Consider the following 16,121-nt stretch of genomic DNA (forward strand, 5'->3'; position numbering starts at 1 on the left):
GTGTGGGAGAGGAGAAAGCGGATGGAAGCACACGGGGGCCACGCCGGAGGCCTGGACTCGCAGATCCTGCGCATGCTGCTCGACGGCTACACGGACACGACGGTCGCCCTGCGCCTGGGCGTCGGGCGGCGGACGGTGCAGCGGCGGATCCGGCAGATGATGGACACCGCGGGCGTCAACACCCGCATCCAGCTCGGCTGGCACGCCAGGGAGCACTTCCCGCTCCTCGACCCCTGCCGGCCCGCACCCACTCCTGGTAGGAACGTACAAGGCTGAGGGACGCGGTTCCGGATGATCCGCCTCTGGTTCCCCCGGCACCCGCCGGGGGAACCTGAAGTACGTGCCTTTTTCCCTCGGCGGTCCACGCCGCAGGGCCGTATCTTGTGTTTTCGGGATGTGCACGTGCGATTCCTCAACGACGTCCAGCCGACGTACGACCTCACCTACGACGACGTCTTCATGGTTCCGAGCCGCTCCTCCGTCGGCTCCCGTCAGGCCGTCGACCTCTCCTCGCCGGACGGCACCGGCACCACGGTTCCGCTGGTCGTCGCCAACATGACCGCCGTCGCCGGCCGCCGCATGGCGGAGACCGTCGCCCGCCGCGGCGGGCTGGTGGTCATCCCCCAGGACATCCCGATCGAGGTCGTCACCGAGGTCGTCGGCTGGGTCAAGAGCCGCCACCTGGTGCTGGACACGCCCATCGTGCTCTCCCCGCACCAGACCGTCGCCGACGCGCTCGCCCTGCTGCCCAAGCGCGCGCACAACGCCGGCGTGGTCGTCGACGCCGAGTACAAGCCGGTCGGCGTGGTCACCGACCGCGACCTCTCCGGCGTCGACCGGTTCACCCAGCTGGCCCAGGTCATGTCCCGTGACCTGCTGCTGCTGGACGCCGGCATCGACCCCCGCGAGGCGTTCAACACCCTCGACTCCGCCAACCGCCGCTACGCCCCCGCGGTCGACGCCGAGGGCCGCCTGGCCGGCATCCTCACCCGCAAGGGCGCGCTGCGCGCCACCCTGTACACCCCCGCCGTCGACGGGCAGGGCCGGCTCCGCGTGGCCGCCGCCGTCGGCATCAACGGCGACGTCGCGGGCAAGGCGAAGCAGCTGCTCGACGCCGGGATCGACACCCTGGTCATCGACACCGCGCACGGCCACCAGGAGTCGATGATCGGCGCCGTCCGCACCGTCCGGGCGCTCGACCCGAAGGTGCCGGTCGTCGCCGGCAACGTCGTCTCCGCGCAGGGCGTGCGCGACCTGATCGAGGCGGGCGCCGACATCGTCAAGGTGGGCGTCGGCCCGGGCGCCATGTGCACCACCCGGATGATGACCGGCGTGGGCCGCCCGCAGTTCTCCGCCGTCCTGGAGTGCGCCGCCGAGGCGAGGAAGCACGGCAAGCACGTCTGGGCCGACGGCGGCGTCCGCCACCCGCGCGACGTGGCGATGGCCCTCGCGGCCGGCGCGTCCAACGTGATGATCGGCTCCTGGTTCGCCGGCACCTACGAGTCCCCCGGCGACCTCCAGCAGGCCCCCGACGGGCGGCTCTACAAGGAGTCCTTCGGCATGGCCTCGGCCCGTGCGGTGGCCAACCGCACCTCCGAGGAGTCCGCCTACGACCGCGCCCGCAAGGGCCTGTTCGAGGAGGGCATCTCCACCTCGCGGATGTTCCTCGACCCGGCGCGGCCGGGCGTGGAGGACCTGCTCGACTCGGTCGTCGCGGGCGTCCGCTCCTCCTGCACCTACGCGGGCGCGGGCGACCTGGCGGAGTTCGCCGACAAGGCCGTGGTCGGCGTCCAGAGCGCGGCGGGCTACGCCGAGGGCAAGCCGCTGCACGCCAGCTGGAACTGATCTGTTCTACTGCCCGTACAGCCCTCGTACGGAAGTGATCCACCCGCCTTGCTGAACGAGCTCGACGAACGCATCGTGCGCGCCCTCGCCGAGGACGCGCGCCGGTCCTACGCCGACATCGGCCAGATGGTCGGCCTGTCCGCGCCCGCCGTGAAGCGGCGGGTGGACCGGCTGCGGGCGACGGGAGTGATCACCGGGTTCACGGTCCGCGTGGACCCGGCCGCCCTCGGCTGGTCCACCGAGGGCCTGGTCGAGGTCTACTGCCGCGGCAACACCTCGCCGGAGACCATCCGGCGCGGCCTGGAGCGCTATCCCGAGGTCGTGTCCGCCTCCACCGTCACGGGGGAGGCGGACGCGGTGGTCCAGGTGTTCGCCGCGGACATGCGCCACTTCGAACAGGTGCTGGAACGGATCGCGGGGGAGCCGTTCGTCGAGCGGACCAAATCGGTGCTGGTCCTCTCCCCCCTTCTGCGGCGCTTCTCCGGCGGTTCCGGGCTACCCTCGACGGTATGAAGCGCCGACGACATTGACCTTCCGAGGCCGCGCGTGACCGCCGTCGCCTGACGGCGGCGCTGTACGGCTACTCATTCCTGGGCGACTGCGTCGTCCTGTACCCGGTGTACGCGCTGCTCTTCGCCGACGCCGGGCTCTCCGTGGGGCAGGTCTCCTCCCTCTTCGCACTGTGGGCGGTCAGCGGCGTCCTCGCCGAGGCGCCGTCCGGGGCATGGGCGGACGCCCACTCGCGCCGTGCCGCGCTGCGTGCCGGACCGCTGCTCACCGCGGCGGGGTTCGCGCTCTGGGTGTGGGCGCCCTCCTACGGGTCCTTCGCCGCCGGGTTCGCGCTGTGGGGGGTGGGCGGGGCACTCGCCTCGGGAGCGCTGGAGGCGCTGGTCCACGACGAACTGACGCGCGCCGGCGCGGCCGCGCGGTATCCGGCGGTGATGGGCCGGGCCCGGACGGCCGAGACCCTGGGCGTGGTCGCCTCCATGGCGGTGGCCGGACCGCTGCTGGAGGCGGGCGGCTACGCGCTGGTCGGCGCGGTGTCGGTCGCCGCGTGCGTCCTGGCGTCGGCCGTGGCCCACACGATGCGGGAGCACCGGGGCCCCACGGATATGCCGGAGCACCGGGGCCCCACCGGTCCGGGCGACGGGCGCACTCCTTCCGGCGAGGCGGACGGGCGCACTCCTTCCGGCGAGGCGGACGGGCGCACCCCTTCCGGCGAGGGGGACGAGCGCCGGGTGAGGCCCGCCCGGTGGCCGGCCGGCGCGCTGCTGCTGGTGCCGGCGGTGGCCGGCGTGTGGGGCGCGCTCGACGAGTACACCCCGCTGCTGGTCCGCGAGGCGGGCGCCGGGGACGGACAGGTCTCCTGGTACCTGCTGCTCGTCTGGGCCGGCGCGGCGGCCGGCGGACTGCTCGCCGGATGGGCCGGACGGTGGTGCGGCAGGCGGGGCCTGGCCCTGCTGCTGGTCGCGTCCGCCGCGCTGCTGGCCGCGGGCGCGTGGCTCGCCACCCCGCTCGGGACGGCATCGCTGGTGGGGCTCGCCTTCGCCGGGTTCCAGCTTGCGACGGTACTGGCGGACGCCCGGCTGCAGGACGCGATCCAGGGGCCCGGACGGGCCACGGTCACCTCCGTCGCGGGGATGGGCACCGACCTCGTGGTGATCGCGACCTACGCCGCCTACGGAGCCCTCGGCGCCCCGCACGGCCTCGCCTTCACCGTCCTGGCCTGCGCCTACGCCGTCCCGGCGGCGCTGCTGCTCCTGCGCCGCCGACCCCCCGGCCGCGGAGGCGCAACGAATCGACGGTGAGGGGCCCACGCACGCAACGTTTCGGGTGGTTGTCCGCAACGGATGCGTATTGTCCGCCCCGTCACCGCCGCCGTACTGTCGTGGCGCGGCCGCACCGCACCGCAGCCCACCCCACCTCTTCCCGCCGGAGACCCCGACATGCGCACCGCCCTGCTCCAGAGCTCCGGCCGTCCCGGCGAGGTCGCGGCGAACGTCGCCGCCCTCGACGCCGCGGCCGCCCGCGCGGCGGGCGCGGGGGCGGAACTGATCGCCGCGCCCGAGATGTTCCTGACGGGCTACGCCGTCGGCGACGACCTCCCCCGCCTCGCCGAGCCGGCCGACGGGCCGTCCGCCGAGGCGCTCGCCGCCGTCGCCGCCCGCCACGGCATCGCGATCGCGTACGGCTACCCCGAGCGGGACGGAGCGGCGACCTACAACGCGGCCCGGCTGATCGCCGCCGACGGGACACCGCTGGCCAACTACCGCAAGACCCACCTCTACGGGGACTTCGAACGCGCCCTGTTCACCCCCGGCGAGGACCCCGTCGTCCAGGCCCAAGTCGGCGCCCTCACCGTCGGGCTGCTGATCTGCTACGACGTGGAGTTCCCGGAGAACACCCGGGCCCACGCCCTGGCCGGCACCGACCTCCTCCTGGTGCCCACCGCCCTGATGCACCCGTACCGTTTCGTCGCCGAATCCCTCGTGCCGGTGCGGGCGTTCGAGAACCAGATGTACGTCGCCTACGTCAACCGCACCGGACCGGAAGGGGAGTTCGACTTCGTCGGCCTCTCCACGCTGGCCGGGCCGGACGGCGCCGTCACCGCCCGCGCCGGGCAGCGGGAGGAGTTGCTCTTCGCCGAGGTCGACCCGCTGCTGCCGGCCGCCTCCCGCAAGGCGAACCCCTACATCGAGGACCGCCGCCCCGGCCTCTACGGTGCGCTCGCCTGAACCGGCCCTCCCTTCCCCTCCCCACCCCGCCCCGCCCCACCCCGACCGTCCCGCGCCGTCCGTAGCCTCAGGAGTCCGCACCCCGATGACGTCCACCGTGCCCACCGCCGTCCCGCACCCCGGTGACGGACTGCCCCCGGTCACCATGTTCGGCCCGGACTTCCCGTACGCCTACGACGACTACCTGGCCCACCCGGCCGGACTCGGCCAGGTGCCCGCCACCGAGCACGGCACCGAGGTCGCCGTCATCGGCGGCGGCCTGTCCGGTCTGGTCGCCGCGTACGAGCTGATGAAGATGGGCCTCAGGCCCGTGGTCTACGAGGCCGACCAGCTCGGCGGACGCCTGCGCACCGTCGGCTTCGACGGCTGCGACCCCGAACTCACCGCGGAACTGGGCGCGATGCGCTTCCCGCCCAGCTCGACCGCCCTGCGGCACTACATCGACCTGGTCGGCCTCGAGACCGAGCCGTTCCCCAACCCCCTCGCCCCGTGCACCCCTTCCACGGTGGTCGACCTCAAGGGCGAGACGCACTACGCGGAGAGCGCCGACGACCTCCCCGAGGTCTACCGCCGGGTCGCCGACGCCTGGGCCCGCTGCCTGGAGGAGGGCGCCGACTTCTCCGGCATGAACCGCGCCATCCGCGAGCGCGACGTCCCGCGCATCCGCGAGATCTGGGCACGGCTGGTCGAGAAGCTGGACAACCAGACCTTCTACGGCTTCCTCTGCGACTCGCCGGCCTTCTCCTCCTTCCGCGACCGGGAGATCTTCGGCCAGGTCGGCTTCGGCACCGGCGGCTGGGACACCGACTTCCCCAACTCCATCCTGGAGATCCTCCGCGTCGTCTACACCGAGGCCGACGACCATCACCGCGGCATCGTCGGAGGCTCCCAGCAACTGCCCCTGCGGCTGTGGACCAGGGAGCCGGAGAAGATCGTCCACTGGCCCTACGGAACCTCCCTGAGCTCCCTGCACCCGGCCGGCGAGCCCCGCCCCGCGGTCACCCGGCTGCACCGCACCGCCGGCAACCGGATCACCGTCACCGACGCGAACGGCGACATCCGCACCTACCGCGCGGCGGTGTTCACCGCCCAGTCCTGGATGCTGCTCTCCAAGATCCAGTGCGACGACGCGCTGCTGCCGATCGACCACTGGACCGCCGTCGAGCGCACCCACTACATGGAGTCCAGCAAGCTGTTCGTGCCGGTGGACCGGCCGTTCTGGCGGGACAAGGACCCGCGGACGGGCCGCGACCTGATGTCGATGACCCTCACCGACCGGATGACCCGCGGCACCTACCTGCTGGACAACGGGCCCGACGGCCAGGCCGCCATCTGCCTCTCCTACACGTGGTGCGACGACAGCCTCAAGTGGCTGCCGCTCTCCGCCAACGAGCGGATGGAGGTCATGCTGAAGTCGCTGGGCGAGATCTACCCGGACCTCGACATCCGCAGCCACGTCATCGGCAACCCGGTCACCGTCTCCTGGGAGAACGAGCCCTACTTCATGGGCGCGTTCAAGGCCAACCTGCCCGGCCACTACCGCTACCAGCGCCGCCTGTTCACCCACTTCGTGCAGGACCGGCTGCCGGAGGACCGGCGCGGACTGTTCCTCGCGGGCGACGACATCTCCTGGACGGCCGGGTGGGCCGAGGGCGCCGTGCAGACCGCCCTCAACGCGGTGTGGGGCGTGATGCGTCACCTCGGCGGCGCCACCGACCCGGCCAACCCGGGACCGGGCGACGTCTTCGACGAGATCGCCCCCGTCGAACTCCCGGAGGACTGAGCCGGGTCCGGGCGGGCCCGGCGCCCGCGCCCGCCAGCCACGTCCGGCGCCCGCCACCCGCGTCCGGCGACCCGCGCCCGGCCGGCGCTCAGCGGTCGAGCGGCGTGAGGAGCATCCGCCCGACCACGCCCACGGCCGCGTCCAGCCGATCGGTGAACTCCGAGGCCAGCTCCGGCATCCGCCGCAGCGCCCACAGGGCCCGGGCCATCGACCAGGTGGTGTCCCGGGCCCGGTCAAGGCTCCACGCGCCCGCCAGGTGGGTCAGCGGGTCGGCGACCTGGAACAGGTCCGGGCCCGGCATCAGCTCCTCGCGGACCCGCTCCTCCAGGGCGGCCAGGATGTCGCCCACCCGCTCGAACTCGTCCTCCAGATCGGCCGGGCGGCAGCCGATCGCCCGGCAGGAGTCCACCACGGCCAGCACCAGGTCGTGCCCGATGTGCGCGTTGATGCCGGCCAGCGCGAACTGCACCGGCCGCACCCCCGGATGCCCGCGCAGCCGGAAGAGCGGACGCCAGCAGGCGGGCGGCCGGCCGCCCCGGCGGTCCGCCTCGGCGACCGCCAGGTAGCGCTCGGCGAAGAGGGCGCCCAGCGTGGCCGCCGACCGGCGGTCCGGGAACCGGCCGTCGTCGAGCAGGTCGGCGAACTCCGACGTCACCGTGAGATACACCCGGTTGAAGACGGCGACCCCGTCCCTGGGGTGCAACGACGCCTCCAGGGCGCGCATCCGTTCGACCACGACGTCAACCGCGCGTACCGGCGCGCAGCCCACCGTGTCAAGAGAAGTCGGGATTTCTGCGTTCCGGGCCATGGGAGCAGGGTCCCAGTCCTAGGCTGACCGCGGTGTCGCCGTGCCGGTCGCTTCCTCCCTGCGGGGGACCCGTGACCACGGGCCGATGACGCCTCGGCGAGGCAGCGCGACAGGGGAGTGCCATTCGTGGACCGAGCAGACCGGGCCGGAACACCACCGCGGCGACGCCCGGCCCGCGGGCGGTGGCTGACGGCCGGGGCCTCCGCGGCCGTGGTCGCGGCGGCACTGACGGCCGGCCTGGTGGCCCAGGCCCCGCACACCCAGGCATCGCGCGCCGAGGGCGCGCAGCAGGCCAGGACGGCGGACGGACAGGCGCCCCCGTCCCGCGCACCGCAGATCGGGGCGACCTCCTCGCCGCGGCCGGAGAGCACCGGCGGGCCCGGCTCCGGGCCGAGGGCGGCCACCCCGGCCCCGGACGGGCGGCTCTACCGCCATCCCGACTCCCAGGTGGGGGAGTGGGTGCGGGGCAACCCGGACGACCCGCGCCAGGCGGTGATCGACTCCCGGATCGCCTCCCGCCCGGCCGCCGTCTGGTTCGCCGACCCCGACGCGTCCACCGTCACCGCCCGGGTCCGCGCGGTCACCTCGCGGGCCGCCGGCCAGGGCCAAGTCCCCGTGCTGGTGGCGTACACGATCCCCCAGCGGGACTGCGGTCAGTACTCCGCCGGCGGCGCCGTGGACCTCGACGCGTACGACCGGTGGATCGACCGGTTCGCCACCGGAATCGGCACCGGCCGGGTGATCGTGATCCTGGAACCCGACTCGGTCGCCCAGGCCTACTGCCTGTCCGAGGAGGACCGGCGGGCCCGCTTCGCCTCGCTGGCCCGGGCCGGGCGGGTGATCAAACGCGTCGCTCCGGGGGCCCGCGTCTACCACGACGCCGGGCACTCCGGCTGGCACGCCGCCCGCAAGCAGGCGGGGCTGCTGCGCGAGGCCGGGGCCGCCTCGCCGGAGTCCTCCGACGGCGTCTTCAGCAACGTCTCCAACTTCCGGCGCACCCGCGACGAGGCCCGGTACGTCCGTGAGGTGCTGGCCGCCATGGACGCCCCGGCGAGCCACGGCGCGGTCATCGACACCAGCCGGAACGGCAACGGGCCTCCGCCCCAGGGGAAGTGGTGCGATCCGCCCGGCCGGAAGGTGGGCCGGGCGCCCGCGCTCGCCCCGGGCGAGGCCCGTGTCGACGCCTATCTGTGGGTGAAACTGCCGGGCGAGTCCGACGGCTGCCGCGGTGAGGCAGGCGCCTTCAGCCCGTCCTACGCCTACGAACTGGCGCGCTGACCGCCCTCGCCCTTGTCGCCGTCGCCCTCGCCGCCGCCGGCCCTGCCGTCGGCGGCGCCCGCCTCCTCGGCGTCGTAGCGGGAGGTGCCCTCGTCGAGCAGCGGCTCCTGCGTCTTCATGTGGGCCGGCGCGAACAGGCGCAGGGCGTGGTAGCCGGTGATGACCACCAGGGTGCCCAGCGCGATGCCGCTCAGGGTGAAGTTGTCGCTGATCCGCAGGGAGACGTTGCCGACGCCGATGATGATGCCCGCCGCGGCCGGCACCAGGTTGAGCGGGTTGCGCAGGTCGACCCGGCCGTTGAGCCAGATCTGGGCACCGAGCAGACCGATCATGCCGTAGAGGATCACCGTGATGCCGCCCAGGACGCCGCCCGGGATGGCCGCGACGACGGCGCCGAACTTCGGGCAGAGACCGAAGAGCAGCGCGAAGAAGGCGGCGGCCCAGTAGGCGGCCGTGGAGTACACGCGGGTCGCCGCCATCACGCCGATGTTCTCGGAGTACGTGGTGTTCGGCGGGCCGCCCACCGCGGTGGAGAGCATCGAGCCGATGCCGTCGGCGGAGATCGCCTTGCCCAGCTTGTCGTCCATCGGGTCGCCGGTCATCTCGCCGACGGCCTTGATGTGGCCGGTGTTCTCGGCGACGAGGGCGATCACCACGGGCAGCGCCACCAGGATCGCGGACCAGTCGAACGCCGGGCCGTGGAAGTCCGGCAGACCGAACCAGGCGGCGTCCTGGACGGCGGACAGATCCAGCCGCCAGTGGTCGACGATCTTGCCGGAGGCGTCCGCGGAGTGGATCTGGCCGAAGACGGCGTCGAACACCCAGGAGATGCCGTAACCGAAGAGCAGGCCGAGGAAGATCGCCACGCGCGACCAGAAACCGCGCAGGGCGATCACCGCGAAGCCGGTGAACAGCATGGTCAGCAGCGCCACCCACTGGTCCTGCGGCCAGTAGGTGGTGGCCGTGACCGGGGCCAGGTTGAAGCCGATGAGCATCACCACGGCGCCGGTGACCACCGGCGGCATCGCCGAGTGGATGATCCGGGCGCCGAACTTCTGGACCGCCAGACCCACCAGGAAGAGCGCCACGCCCACGCAGAACACCGCGCCGGTCACGGTGGCGCTGGAGCCGCCCTGCGCCCGGATCACGGCGGCGACGCCGACGAAGGAGAGCGAGCAGCCGAGGTAGCTCGGCACCCGGCCCCGGGTGATCAGCAGGAAGATGACGGTCGCGACACCCGACATCATGATGGCGAGGTTCGGGTCCAGGCCCATCAGGATGGGGGCCACGAACGAGGCGCCGAACATCGCGACCACGTGCTGAGCGCCGAGCCCGGCGGTGCGCGGCCAGGAGAGTCGTTCGTCCGGGCGTACCACTGCTCCGGGCGCGGGCGTACGCCCGTCACCGTGCAGTTTCCAGCGCACGCCGAGGTCCATAGGGGTTCCGCTTTCTCAGGTTCTCAAGATCTCCGGCTCTGACCGATTCTGTTCACCCGGAAGATCGCTGTCCGCATCATTGTGGCGGATGCCGACCGCGGTCACCCTGCGGGATGCTCCGAGGGAAGGGAGGAACCGGACGTGCCGGACTTCGCGGACCCCGCCGGGTTCCGGTCCCCGGCGCGCAGCACCCCGGCGAGCCCGGCCACCCCGAAGGCCAGCAGCGTCACCAGGGCGAACGAGACGACCAGACTGGTCGTCTCGGCCAGCACGCCGATCGCGCCGGGGGCCACCAGCCCGGAGGTGTAGGTGATGGTCGCGACGCCCGCGATGGCCTGGCTCGGGTTGGGGCCGCTGCGCCCGGCGGCCGCGAAGCAGAGGGGCACCACCACGGCGATGCCCAGTCCCAGCAGCGCGAACCCGCCCATGGCGAGGGCCGGATGCGGGGCCGTCACCACCAGCACCCCGCCCAGCGCGGCCAGCGCGCCGCTCACCCGCACCGTGCGCACCGCTCCGAAGCGGTCGACCACCGGATCGCCGGCGAACCGGGCCAGGGCCATGGTGAGCGTGAAGCCGGTGGTGCAGGCCGCGGCGAGGGTCGCCGAGGACCCGAGCACGTCGCGCAGGTAGACCGCGGACCAGTCCAGGCTCGCGCCCTCGGCGAAGACCGCGCAGAACCCGATCGCGCCGATCAGCAGCGCGGAGCGGGGAGGCAGCGCGAACCGCGGCGGCGGCTCCTCGTCCACGGCCGCCCTGATGTCCAGCACCCAGGCGCAGGCCACCAGGCCCACCGCGGTGAGCACGGCCGCCGCGACCGTGAAGTGCAGCCGGCCGTCCGCGTCCAGGTGCGCGGCGAGGGTGCCGCCCGCCGAGCCCAGCAGCGCGCCCGCGCTCCACATGCCGTGCAGGCCCGACATGATCGACCGGTCCAGCCGGTTCTCCACCTCCACGCCGAGCGCGTTCATCACCACGTCGGCCATGCCGGAGGTGGCGCCGTAGACGAAGAGGGCCAGGCACAGCGCGAGCAGGTTCGGCGCCAGGCCCGGCAGCACCAGGGAGAGGGTCCACGCCGCCAGCAGCAGGCGCAGCGAGGTCCGGGCCCCGAGCCGGTGGGAGATCCGGCCCGCCAGCGGCATGGCCAGCGAGGCGCCCAGCGCCGGCATCGCCAGCGCCAGCCCGAGCTGGCCGGCGCCGACCGACGCGTGGTCGGCGACCCACGGCACGCGGGAGGCGAACGATCCCGCCACGGCGCCGTGCACCGCGAACACCACGGCCACGGCATGGCGGGCGCCGCGCACCTGACCAGGCCCGTAGACCTGCCCGCCCGACGACGTCTGCGACACGCGGTCCTCCCCGGGGTCCTGTCCGGTGCACCATGCACCGACGTGACCGTACACGTGCGCGAACGGCCGGTGTGAGCCAGTCCACACGGACGCCCTGTCTTCGGCCATCGCGGTCATGGCACACTGGGCGCGTCAGATCAATGACCAACAGCGCACTCCGGGGTCGGTGAAAATCCGAACCGGCGGTTACAGTCCGCGACCCGGCCGCCTCCAGCGGCCGGCTGACCAGGTGAAATTCCTGGACCGACGGTTAAAGTCCGGATGGGAGGCAGTGCGCGGCGGGCAGGCACATCCGTGTCGTCCGCCGGATTCGGGTATCCACCCGTGGGTCGTCCCTGGCCGCGCCTCGGCGTGGCCGGCAGGCACGCACCGCGGAGGGCCTGGTCTCCGGCGCGTACACCGGGCGGGCCGTACGCCCGTGTTTCCCTGCCCTCGTCGGCAGCCCCGGAGTCCGTGCCGCCACGGCAGGAGGACCCGGGAAGTGTTCACCGGCATCATCGAAGAGCTGGGCGAGGTGACGGCCGTCGAGCAGCTCGCCGACGCCGCACGCTTCCGGCTGCGAGGCCCCGTCGTCACCGAGGGCGCCCGGCACGGCGACTCGATCGCCGTCAACGGCGTCTGCCTCACCGTCGTGGAGCACGAGGACGACGAGTTCACCGCGGACGTCATGGCCGAGACCCTCAAGCGGTCCAGCCTGGGCGCCCTGACCGTCGGCTCCCGCGTCAACCTGGAACGCCCCACCCCCGTCGGGGGCCGTCTGGGCGGGCACATCGTGCAGGGCCACGTCGACGGCACCGGCACCGTCCTCGACCGCCAGGCCTCCGAGCACTGGGAGATCGTCCGGATCTCCCTCCCCGCCGAACTCACCCGCTACGTGGTCGGCAAGGGCTCCGTCACCGTCGACGGCATCAGCCTCACCGTCGTCGAGGCCGGCCAGGACTTCTTCACCGTCAGCCTCATCCCCACCACCCTGGCGCTGACCACCCTCGGCCTCAAGCAGGCCGGCGACCCGGTCAACCTCGAGGTCGACATCGTCGCCAAGTACGTGGAGCGCCTCTTCACGGCGGGCCGGACGGAGGACGGGGAGTGAACTGGCTCAACGCGGAGGCCTTCGCGGTCCTCGGACAGCACATCATCTGGTCCGACCTGATCGGCAACACCCTGGGCCTGGCCGCGCTCGCCCTCGGCTGGCTGCGCAACGTCTGGACCTGGCCGCTGCAGCTGCTGTCCGGCCTGGTGCTGATCGCGGCGAACATAGCCGTCCAGCAGGGCGGCGGCGTCGGCAAGCAGCTGGTGGTCATCGCGGTGGCCGTCTGGGGCTGGCGCGCCTGGACGCTGGGCCGCAAGGCGTCCGCCGACGGCACCGTGCAGGTCCGGTTCGCCACCGCGCGTGAGCGTCTCGTGCTGGTCGCGGGCGCCGCGGCCGGCACCCTGGCGGTCGGCGGACTGTTCACCGCCTTCCCCTCCCTGTCCTGGAGCCCCTGGGCCGACGCCTACATCTTCGTCGGCACCCTGGTGGCCATGTACGCGCAGGCCAAGGGCATGGTCGAGTTCTGGTTCGCCTGGCTCCTGGTCGACCTGGTCGGCGTCCCGCTGAACTTCGCGAGCGGACTCGCCTTCTCCGGTCTCATCTACCTCGTCTACGGGGCACTCGTCCTGTGGGGCATGCGCGACTGGTGGCTCCGGTCGCGCGCCGCCCAGCGACCGACCCTGGAAGGAACGCCGGCATGACGGCACCCGCCTGGACCCCGAACCCCCGCACCGAGGACCCGGACGCCCTGATCCTCGCCCTCGACCCCGTCGAACAGGCGATCGCCGACATCGCGGCGGGACGTCCGGTCGTGGTCGTCGACGACGAGGACCGCGAGAACGAGGGCGACCTGGTGATCGCCGCCGAGGCGGCCACCCCCGAGGTCATCGCGTTCATGATGAGCGAGTGCCGCGGCCTGATCTGCGCCCCCATGGAGGCCGCGGATCTCGACCGGCTCCGCCTGCCGCAGATGGTGCAGGACGAGGCGAACACCGAGTCCATGAAGACCGCGTTCACCGTCTCCGTGGACGCCACCGCCGCCCACGGCGTCACCACCGGCATCTCCGCCGAGGACCGCGCCGCCACCCTGCGGCTGCTGGCCGGCGGCACGGCCGGCCCGGAGGACTTCGTCCGCCCCGGGCACGTCTTCCCGCTGCGCGCCCGCCCCGGCGGCGTGCTGGAGCGCCCCGGCCACACGGAGGCCGCCGTCGACCTGGCCCGGCTCGCCGGGATGCGGCCGGCCGGCGTGATCGTGGAGATCGCCGGTGAGGACGGCCGGATGCTGCGGCTGCCCGAGCTGGTGCCCTTCGCGCGCAAGCACGGGCTGACCATCGTCTCCATCGAGGACCTGATCGCCTACCGGCGCTCCGCCGAGCCCACCGTCCGGCGCGAGGCCGAGGTCCGCCTGCCCACCCGGTTCGGCGACTTCACCGCCTACGGCTACCGCTCCACCGTCGACGGCGTGGAGCACGTGGCGCTGGTCCACGGCGACATCGGCGACGGCCGCGACCTGCTGGTCCGGCTGCACTCCGAGTGCCTCACCGGCGACGTCTTCCACTCGCTGCGCTGCGACTGCGGCCCCCAGCTGGAGGCCTCGCTGGAACGCATCCACCAGGCCGGCCGGGGCGTCCTGGTCTACCTGCGCGGGCACGAGGGCCGCGGCATCGGCCTGATGTCCAAGCTGCGCGCCTACGAACTCCAGGAACGCGGCCACGACACCCTCGACGCCAACCTCGAGCTCGGCCTGCCCGCCGACGCCCGCGACTACGGCGCCGGCGCGCGGATCCTCGCCGACCTCGGCGTGCGGACCGTGCGCGTGATGACCAACAACCCCGACAAGACCGACGCCCTCGCCCGCCACGGCATGGAGATCCTCTCCCGGATCCCCATGCCCGTGCAGGCCGGCGAGCACAACGCCCGGTACCTGCGCACCAAGCGCGACCGGATGGGCCACGACCTGCCCTGGCTGGACCAGGACGGCGCCGCGGTGGCCGGCTGCGACGACCAGTGATTCCGGGCCTCGCGGCCATCCCCGGACTCGACCACCACCCAGAACCAACCCAGGAGCGAACGTGAGCGGCAAGGGCGCACCCGAACTGACCGTCGAGAACTGCGGAGACCTCCGGGTCGCCGTCGTGGCGGCGCAGTGGCACGACAAGGTCATGGACGGACTCGTCGACGGCGCCCTGCGCGCCCTGACCGAGCTCGGGATCACCGAGCCCACCCTGCTGCGGGTCCCCGGCAGCTTCGAACTCCCCGTCGTGGCCAAGGTGCTGGCCCAGCGCGGCTACGACGCGGTGGTCGCCCTCGGCGTCGTCATCCGTGGCGGCACCCCGCACTTCGAGTACGTCTGCCAGGGCGTGACCCAGGGCCTCGTCCAGGTCTCCGTGGAGACCGGCGTCCCCGTCGGCTTCGGCGTGCTCACCTGCGACACCGAGGAACAGGCCCTGGACCGGGCCGGCCTGCCCGGCTCGAACGAGGACAAGGGGCACGAAGCCGTCACCGCGGCCGTCGCCACCGCCACCACCCTGCGTTCAGTATCCGAACCCTGGCGGTGACACCTCCCGGGGACGCGTAGGGTGGAGCCACCATGTCCAAGAAGACTTTCGAGGAGCTCTTCACCGAGCTCCAGCACAAGGCCGCGCACGGCGACCCCGCCACCTCCCGCACCGCCGAACTGGTGGACAAGGGTGTCCACGCCATCGGCAAGAAGGTGGTCGAGGAGGCCGCCGAGGTCTGGATGGCGGCCGAGCACGAGAGCAAGGAAGCCGCCGCCGAGGAGATCTCCCAGCTCCTGTACCACGTTCAGGTGATGATGGTCGCCCGCGGCATCTCCCTGGACGACGTGTACGCCCACCTCTAGGCCGCCCTGCCCCGCGCGTCCCCGCGCCCCGCACGGCGCCGCCCGAGCGGCGCCGCTCCCGCCTGTCCGCCCGCACCGTCCGCGACACCCCGCGAATCCGACCGAAGGAAGCCGTTCCATGCTGCGCATCGCCGTCCCCAACAAGGGTTCCCTCTCCGGCCCTGCGGCGGCCATGCTGCATGAGGCCGGCTACCAGCAGCGCCGGGAGTCCAAAGAGCTGCGGATCGTCGACCCGGTCAACGAGGTGGAGTTCTTCTACCTCCGCCCCCGGGACATCGCGATCTACGTCTCCTCCGGCCGCCTCGACATCGGCGTCACCGGCCGCGACCTGCTGATCGACTCCGGCGCCGACGCCGAGGAGATCCTCCCGCTGGGCTTCGCCCGCTCCACCTTCCGGTTCGCCGCCAAGCCCGGCGCCGTGAAGGACGTCGCGGACCTCGCCGGCAAGACCGTCGCCACCTCCTACGAGGGCATCGTCGACAAGTACCTGGTCGAACAGGGCGTCGACGCCTCCGTGGTCCACCTCGACGGCGCGGTGGAGACCGCGATCGAGCTGGGCGTCGCCGAGGTCATCGCCGACGTCGTGGAGACCGGCACCTCGCTGCGCAACGCGGGCCTGGAGGTCTTCGGCGACCCGATCATGAAGTCCGAGGCCGTCGTGGTGCGCCGCACCGGCGCCGACACCGAGGACCCCAAGGTCCAGCAGTTCCTGCGCCGCCTGCAGGGCGTCCTGGTCGCCCGGACCTACGTGATGATGGACTACGACTGCCGGGTCGAGCAGCTGGAGAAGGCCGTCGCGCTCACCCCCGGCCTGGAGTCACCGACCGTCTCGCCGCTGCACAACGAGGGCTGGGTCGCGGTCCGGGCCATGGTCCCCTCCGCCGACGCGCAGAAGATCATGGACGATCTCTACGACATCGGCGCCCGCGCCATCCTGACCACCGCCATCCACGCCTGCCGCCTCTGAGGCCGCCGCGGCCCCCAGCGGGCCGTCGCACCC

At 73.0% G+C, this 16,121-nt stretch carries 16 protein-coding genes and 1 riboswitch; of the genes, 13 read left to right on the forward strand and 3 right to left on the reverse strand.

Annotated features, from left to right (window positions below; all coding sequences use genetic code 11):
- Positions 1-21: 21 nt before the first annotated feature.
- The 6 genes from GBN72_RS28980 (at position 22) to GBN72_RS29005 (ending at position 6,363) form a co-directional block, all read left to right on the forward strand.
- Complete coding sequence (locus GBN72_RS28980) at positions 22-276, forward strand: helix-turn-helix domain-containing protein (protein ID WP_151774897.1); 255 nt, start codon at positions 22-24, stop codon at positions 274-276.
- A gap of 126 nt (positions 277-402) precedes the next feature.
- Positions 403-1,845: a GuaB1 family IMP dehydrogenase-related protein gene (locus tag GBN72_RS28985; RefSeq protein WP_164540930.1), complete on the forward strand. Its 1,443-nt coding sequence runs from the start codon at positions 403-405 to the stop codon at positions 1,843-1,845.
- Between the two features lie 48 nt (positions 1,846-1,893).
- Positions 1,894-2,358: an Lrp/AsnC family transcriptional regulator gene (locus GBN72_RS28990; protein ID WP_151774899.1), complete on the forward strand. Its 465-nt coding sequence runs from the start codon at positions 1,894-1,896 to the stop codon at positions 2,356-2,358.
- Positions 2,359-2,462: 104 nt separating this feature from the next.
- A complete protein-coding gene (locus GBN72_RS28995) occupies positions 2,463-3,653 on the forward strand; it encodes an MFS transporter (protein ID WP_369695909.1) in 1,191 nt (396 codons plus the stop codon).
- A gap of 138 nt (positions 3,654-3,791) precedes the next feature.
- Entirely contained in the window at positions 3,792-4,580 is a 789-nt protein-coding gene (locus tag GBN72_RS29000) for a carbon-nitrogen hydrolase family protein (protein ID WP_151774901.1), read from the forward strand.
- Between the two features lie 85 nt (positions 4,581-4,665).
- Positions 4,666-6,363 (forward strand): flavin monoamine oxidase family protein, encoded by a 1,698-nt coding sequence (locus tag GBN72_RS29005; protein WP_151774902.1) that lies wholly within the window; start codon positions 4,666-4,668, stop codon positions 6,361-6,363.
- Positions 6,364-6,451: 88 nt separating this feature from the next.
- Here GBN72_RS29005 and GBN72_RS29010 read toward each other — a convergent pair whose 3' ends face one another.
- A complete protein-coding gene (locus tag GBN72_RS29010; RefSeq protein WP_151774975.1) occupies positions 6,452-7,087 on the reverse strand; it encodes a DUF5995 family protein in 636 nt (211 codons plus the stop codon).
- A 210-nt stretch (positions 7,088-7,297) separates the two neighbouring features.
- Here GBN72_RS29010 and GBN72_RS29015 point away from each other — a divergent pair, with 210 nt between their 5' ends.
- On the forward strand, positions 7,298-8,449 hold the full coding sequence (locus tag GBN72_RS29015; RefSeq protein WP_439959829.1) for a glycoside hydrolase family 6 protein: 1,152 nt from the start codon (positions 7,298-7,300) through the stop codon (positions 8,447-8,449).
- On the opposite strand, the gene GBN72_RS29020 is transcribed toward GBN72_RS29015, so the two are convergent.
- Together GBN72_RS29020 and GBN72_RS29025 are read right to left on the reverse strand one after the other, a co-directional pair.
- A complete protein-coding gene (locus tag GBN72_RS29020) occupies positions 8,431-9,885 on the reverse strand; it encodes a uracil-xanthine permease family protein (RefSeq protein ID WP_151774903.1) in 1,455 nt (484 codons plus the stop codon). The two genes, GBN72_RS29015 and GBN72_RS29020, sit on opposite strands and share 19 nt — an antisense overlap.
- Before the next feature lie 101 nt (positions 9,886-9,986).
- Positions 9,987-11,228, reverse strand: a complete 1,242-nt coding sequence (locus GBN72_RS29025) for an MFS transporter (RefSeq protein ID WP_246212977.1) — start codon at positions 11,226-11,228, stop codon at positions 9,987-9,989.
- Between the two features lie 148 nt (positions 11,229-11,376).
- A riboswitch (FMN riboswitch) is annotated at positions 11,377-11,507 on the forward strand.
- A gap of 202 nt (positions 11,508-11,709) precedes the next feature.
- Here GBN72_RS29025 and GBN72_RS29030 point away from each other — a divergent pair.
- The 6 genes from GBN72_RS29030 (at position 11,710) to hisG (ending at position 16,088) form a co-directional block, all read left to right on the forward strand.
- Positions 11,710-12,318: a riboflavin synthase gene (locus GBN72_RS29030; RefSeq protein ID WP_151774905.1), complete on the forward strand. Its 609-nt coding sequence runs from the start codon at positions 11,710-11,712 to the stop codon at positions 12,316-12,318.
- On the forward strand, positions 12,315-12,959 hold the full coding sequence (locus GBN72_RS29035) for a nicotinamide mononucleotide transporter family protein (protein ID WP_151774906.1): 645 nt from the start codon (positions 12,315-12,317) through the stop codon (positions 12,957-12,959). Before GBN72_RS29030 ends, GBN72_RS29035 begins: the two co-directional genes overlap by 4 nt.
- Positions 12,956-14,269, forward strand: coding sequence for a bifunctional 3,4-dihydroxy-2-butanone-4-phosphate synthase/GTP cyclohydrolase II (locus GBN72_RS29040; protein WP_151774907.1), 1,314 nt, complete (start codon positions 12,956-12,958; stop codon positions 14,267-14,269). Before GBN72_RS29035 ends, GBN72_RS29040 begins: the two co-directional genes overlap by 4 nt.
- Before the next feature lie 61 nt (positions 14,270-14,330).
- On the forward strand, positions 14,331-14,816 hold the full coding sequence (gene ribH, locus GBN72_RS29045; RefSeq protein ID WP_151774908.1) for a 6,7-dimethyl-8-ribityllumazine synthase: 486 nt from the start codon (positions 14,331-14,333) through the stop codon (positions 14,814-14,816).
- A 32-nt stretch (positions 14,817-14,848) separates the two neighbouring features.
- On the forward strand, positions 14,849-15,121 hold the full coding sequence (locus GBN72_RS29050; protein ID WP_108957108.1) for a phosphoribosyl-ATP diphosphatase: 273 nt from the start codon (positions 14,849-14,851) through the stop codon (positions 15,119-15,121).
- Between the two features lie 118 nt (positions 15,122-15,239).
- Positions 15,240-16,088 (forward strand): ATP phosphoribosyltransferase, encoded by an 849-nt coding sequence (gene hisG, locus GBN72_RS29055; RefSeq protein WP_151774909.1) that lies wholly within the window; start codon positions 15,240-15,242, stop codon positions 16,086-16,088.
- The last annotated feature ends 33 nt before the right edge of the window (positions 16,089-16,121 follow it).

The organism is Streptomyces abyssomicinicus, from assembly GCF_008974245.1.
Classification (GTDB): domain Bacteria; phylum Actinomycetota; class Actinomycetes; order Streptomycetales; family Streptomycetaceae; genus Streptomyces; species Streptomyces abyssomicinicus.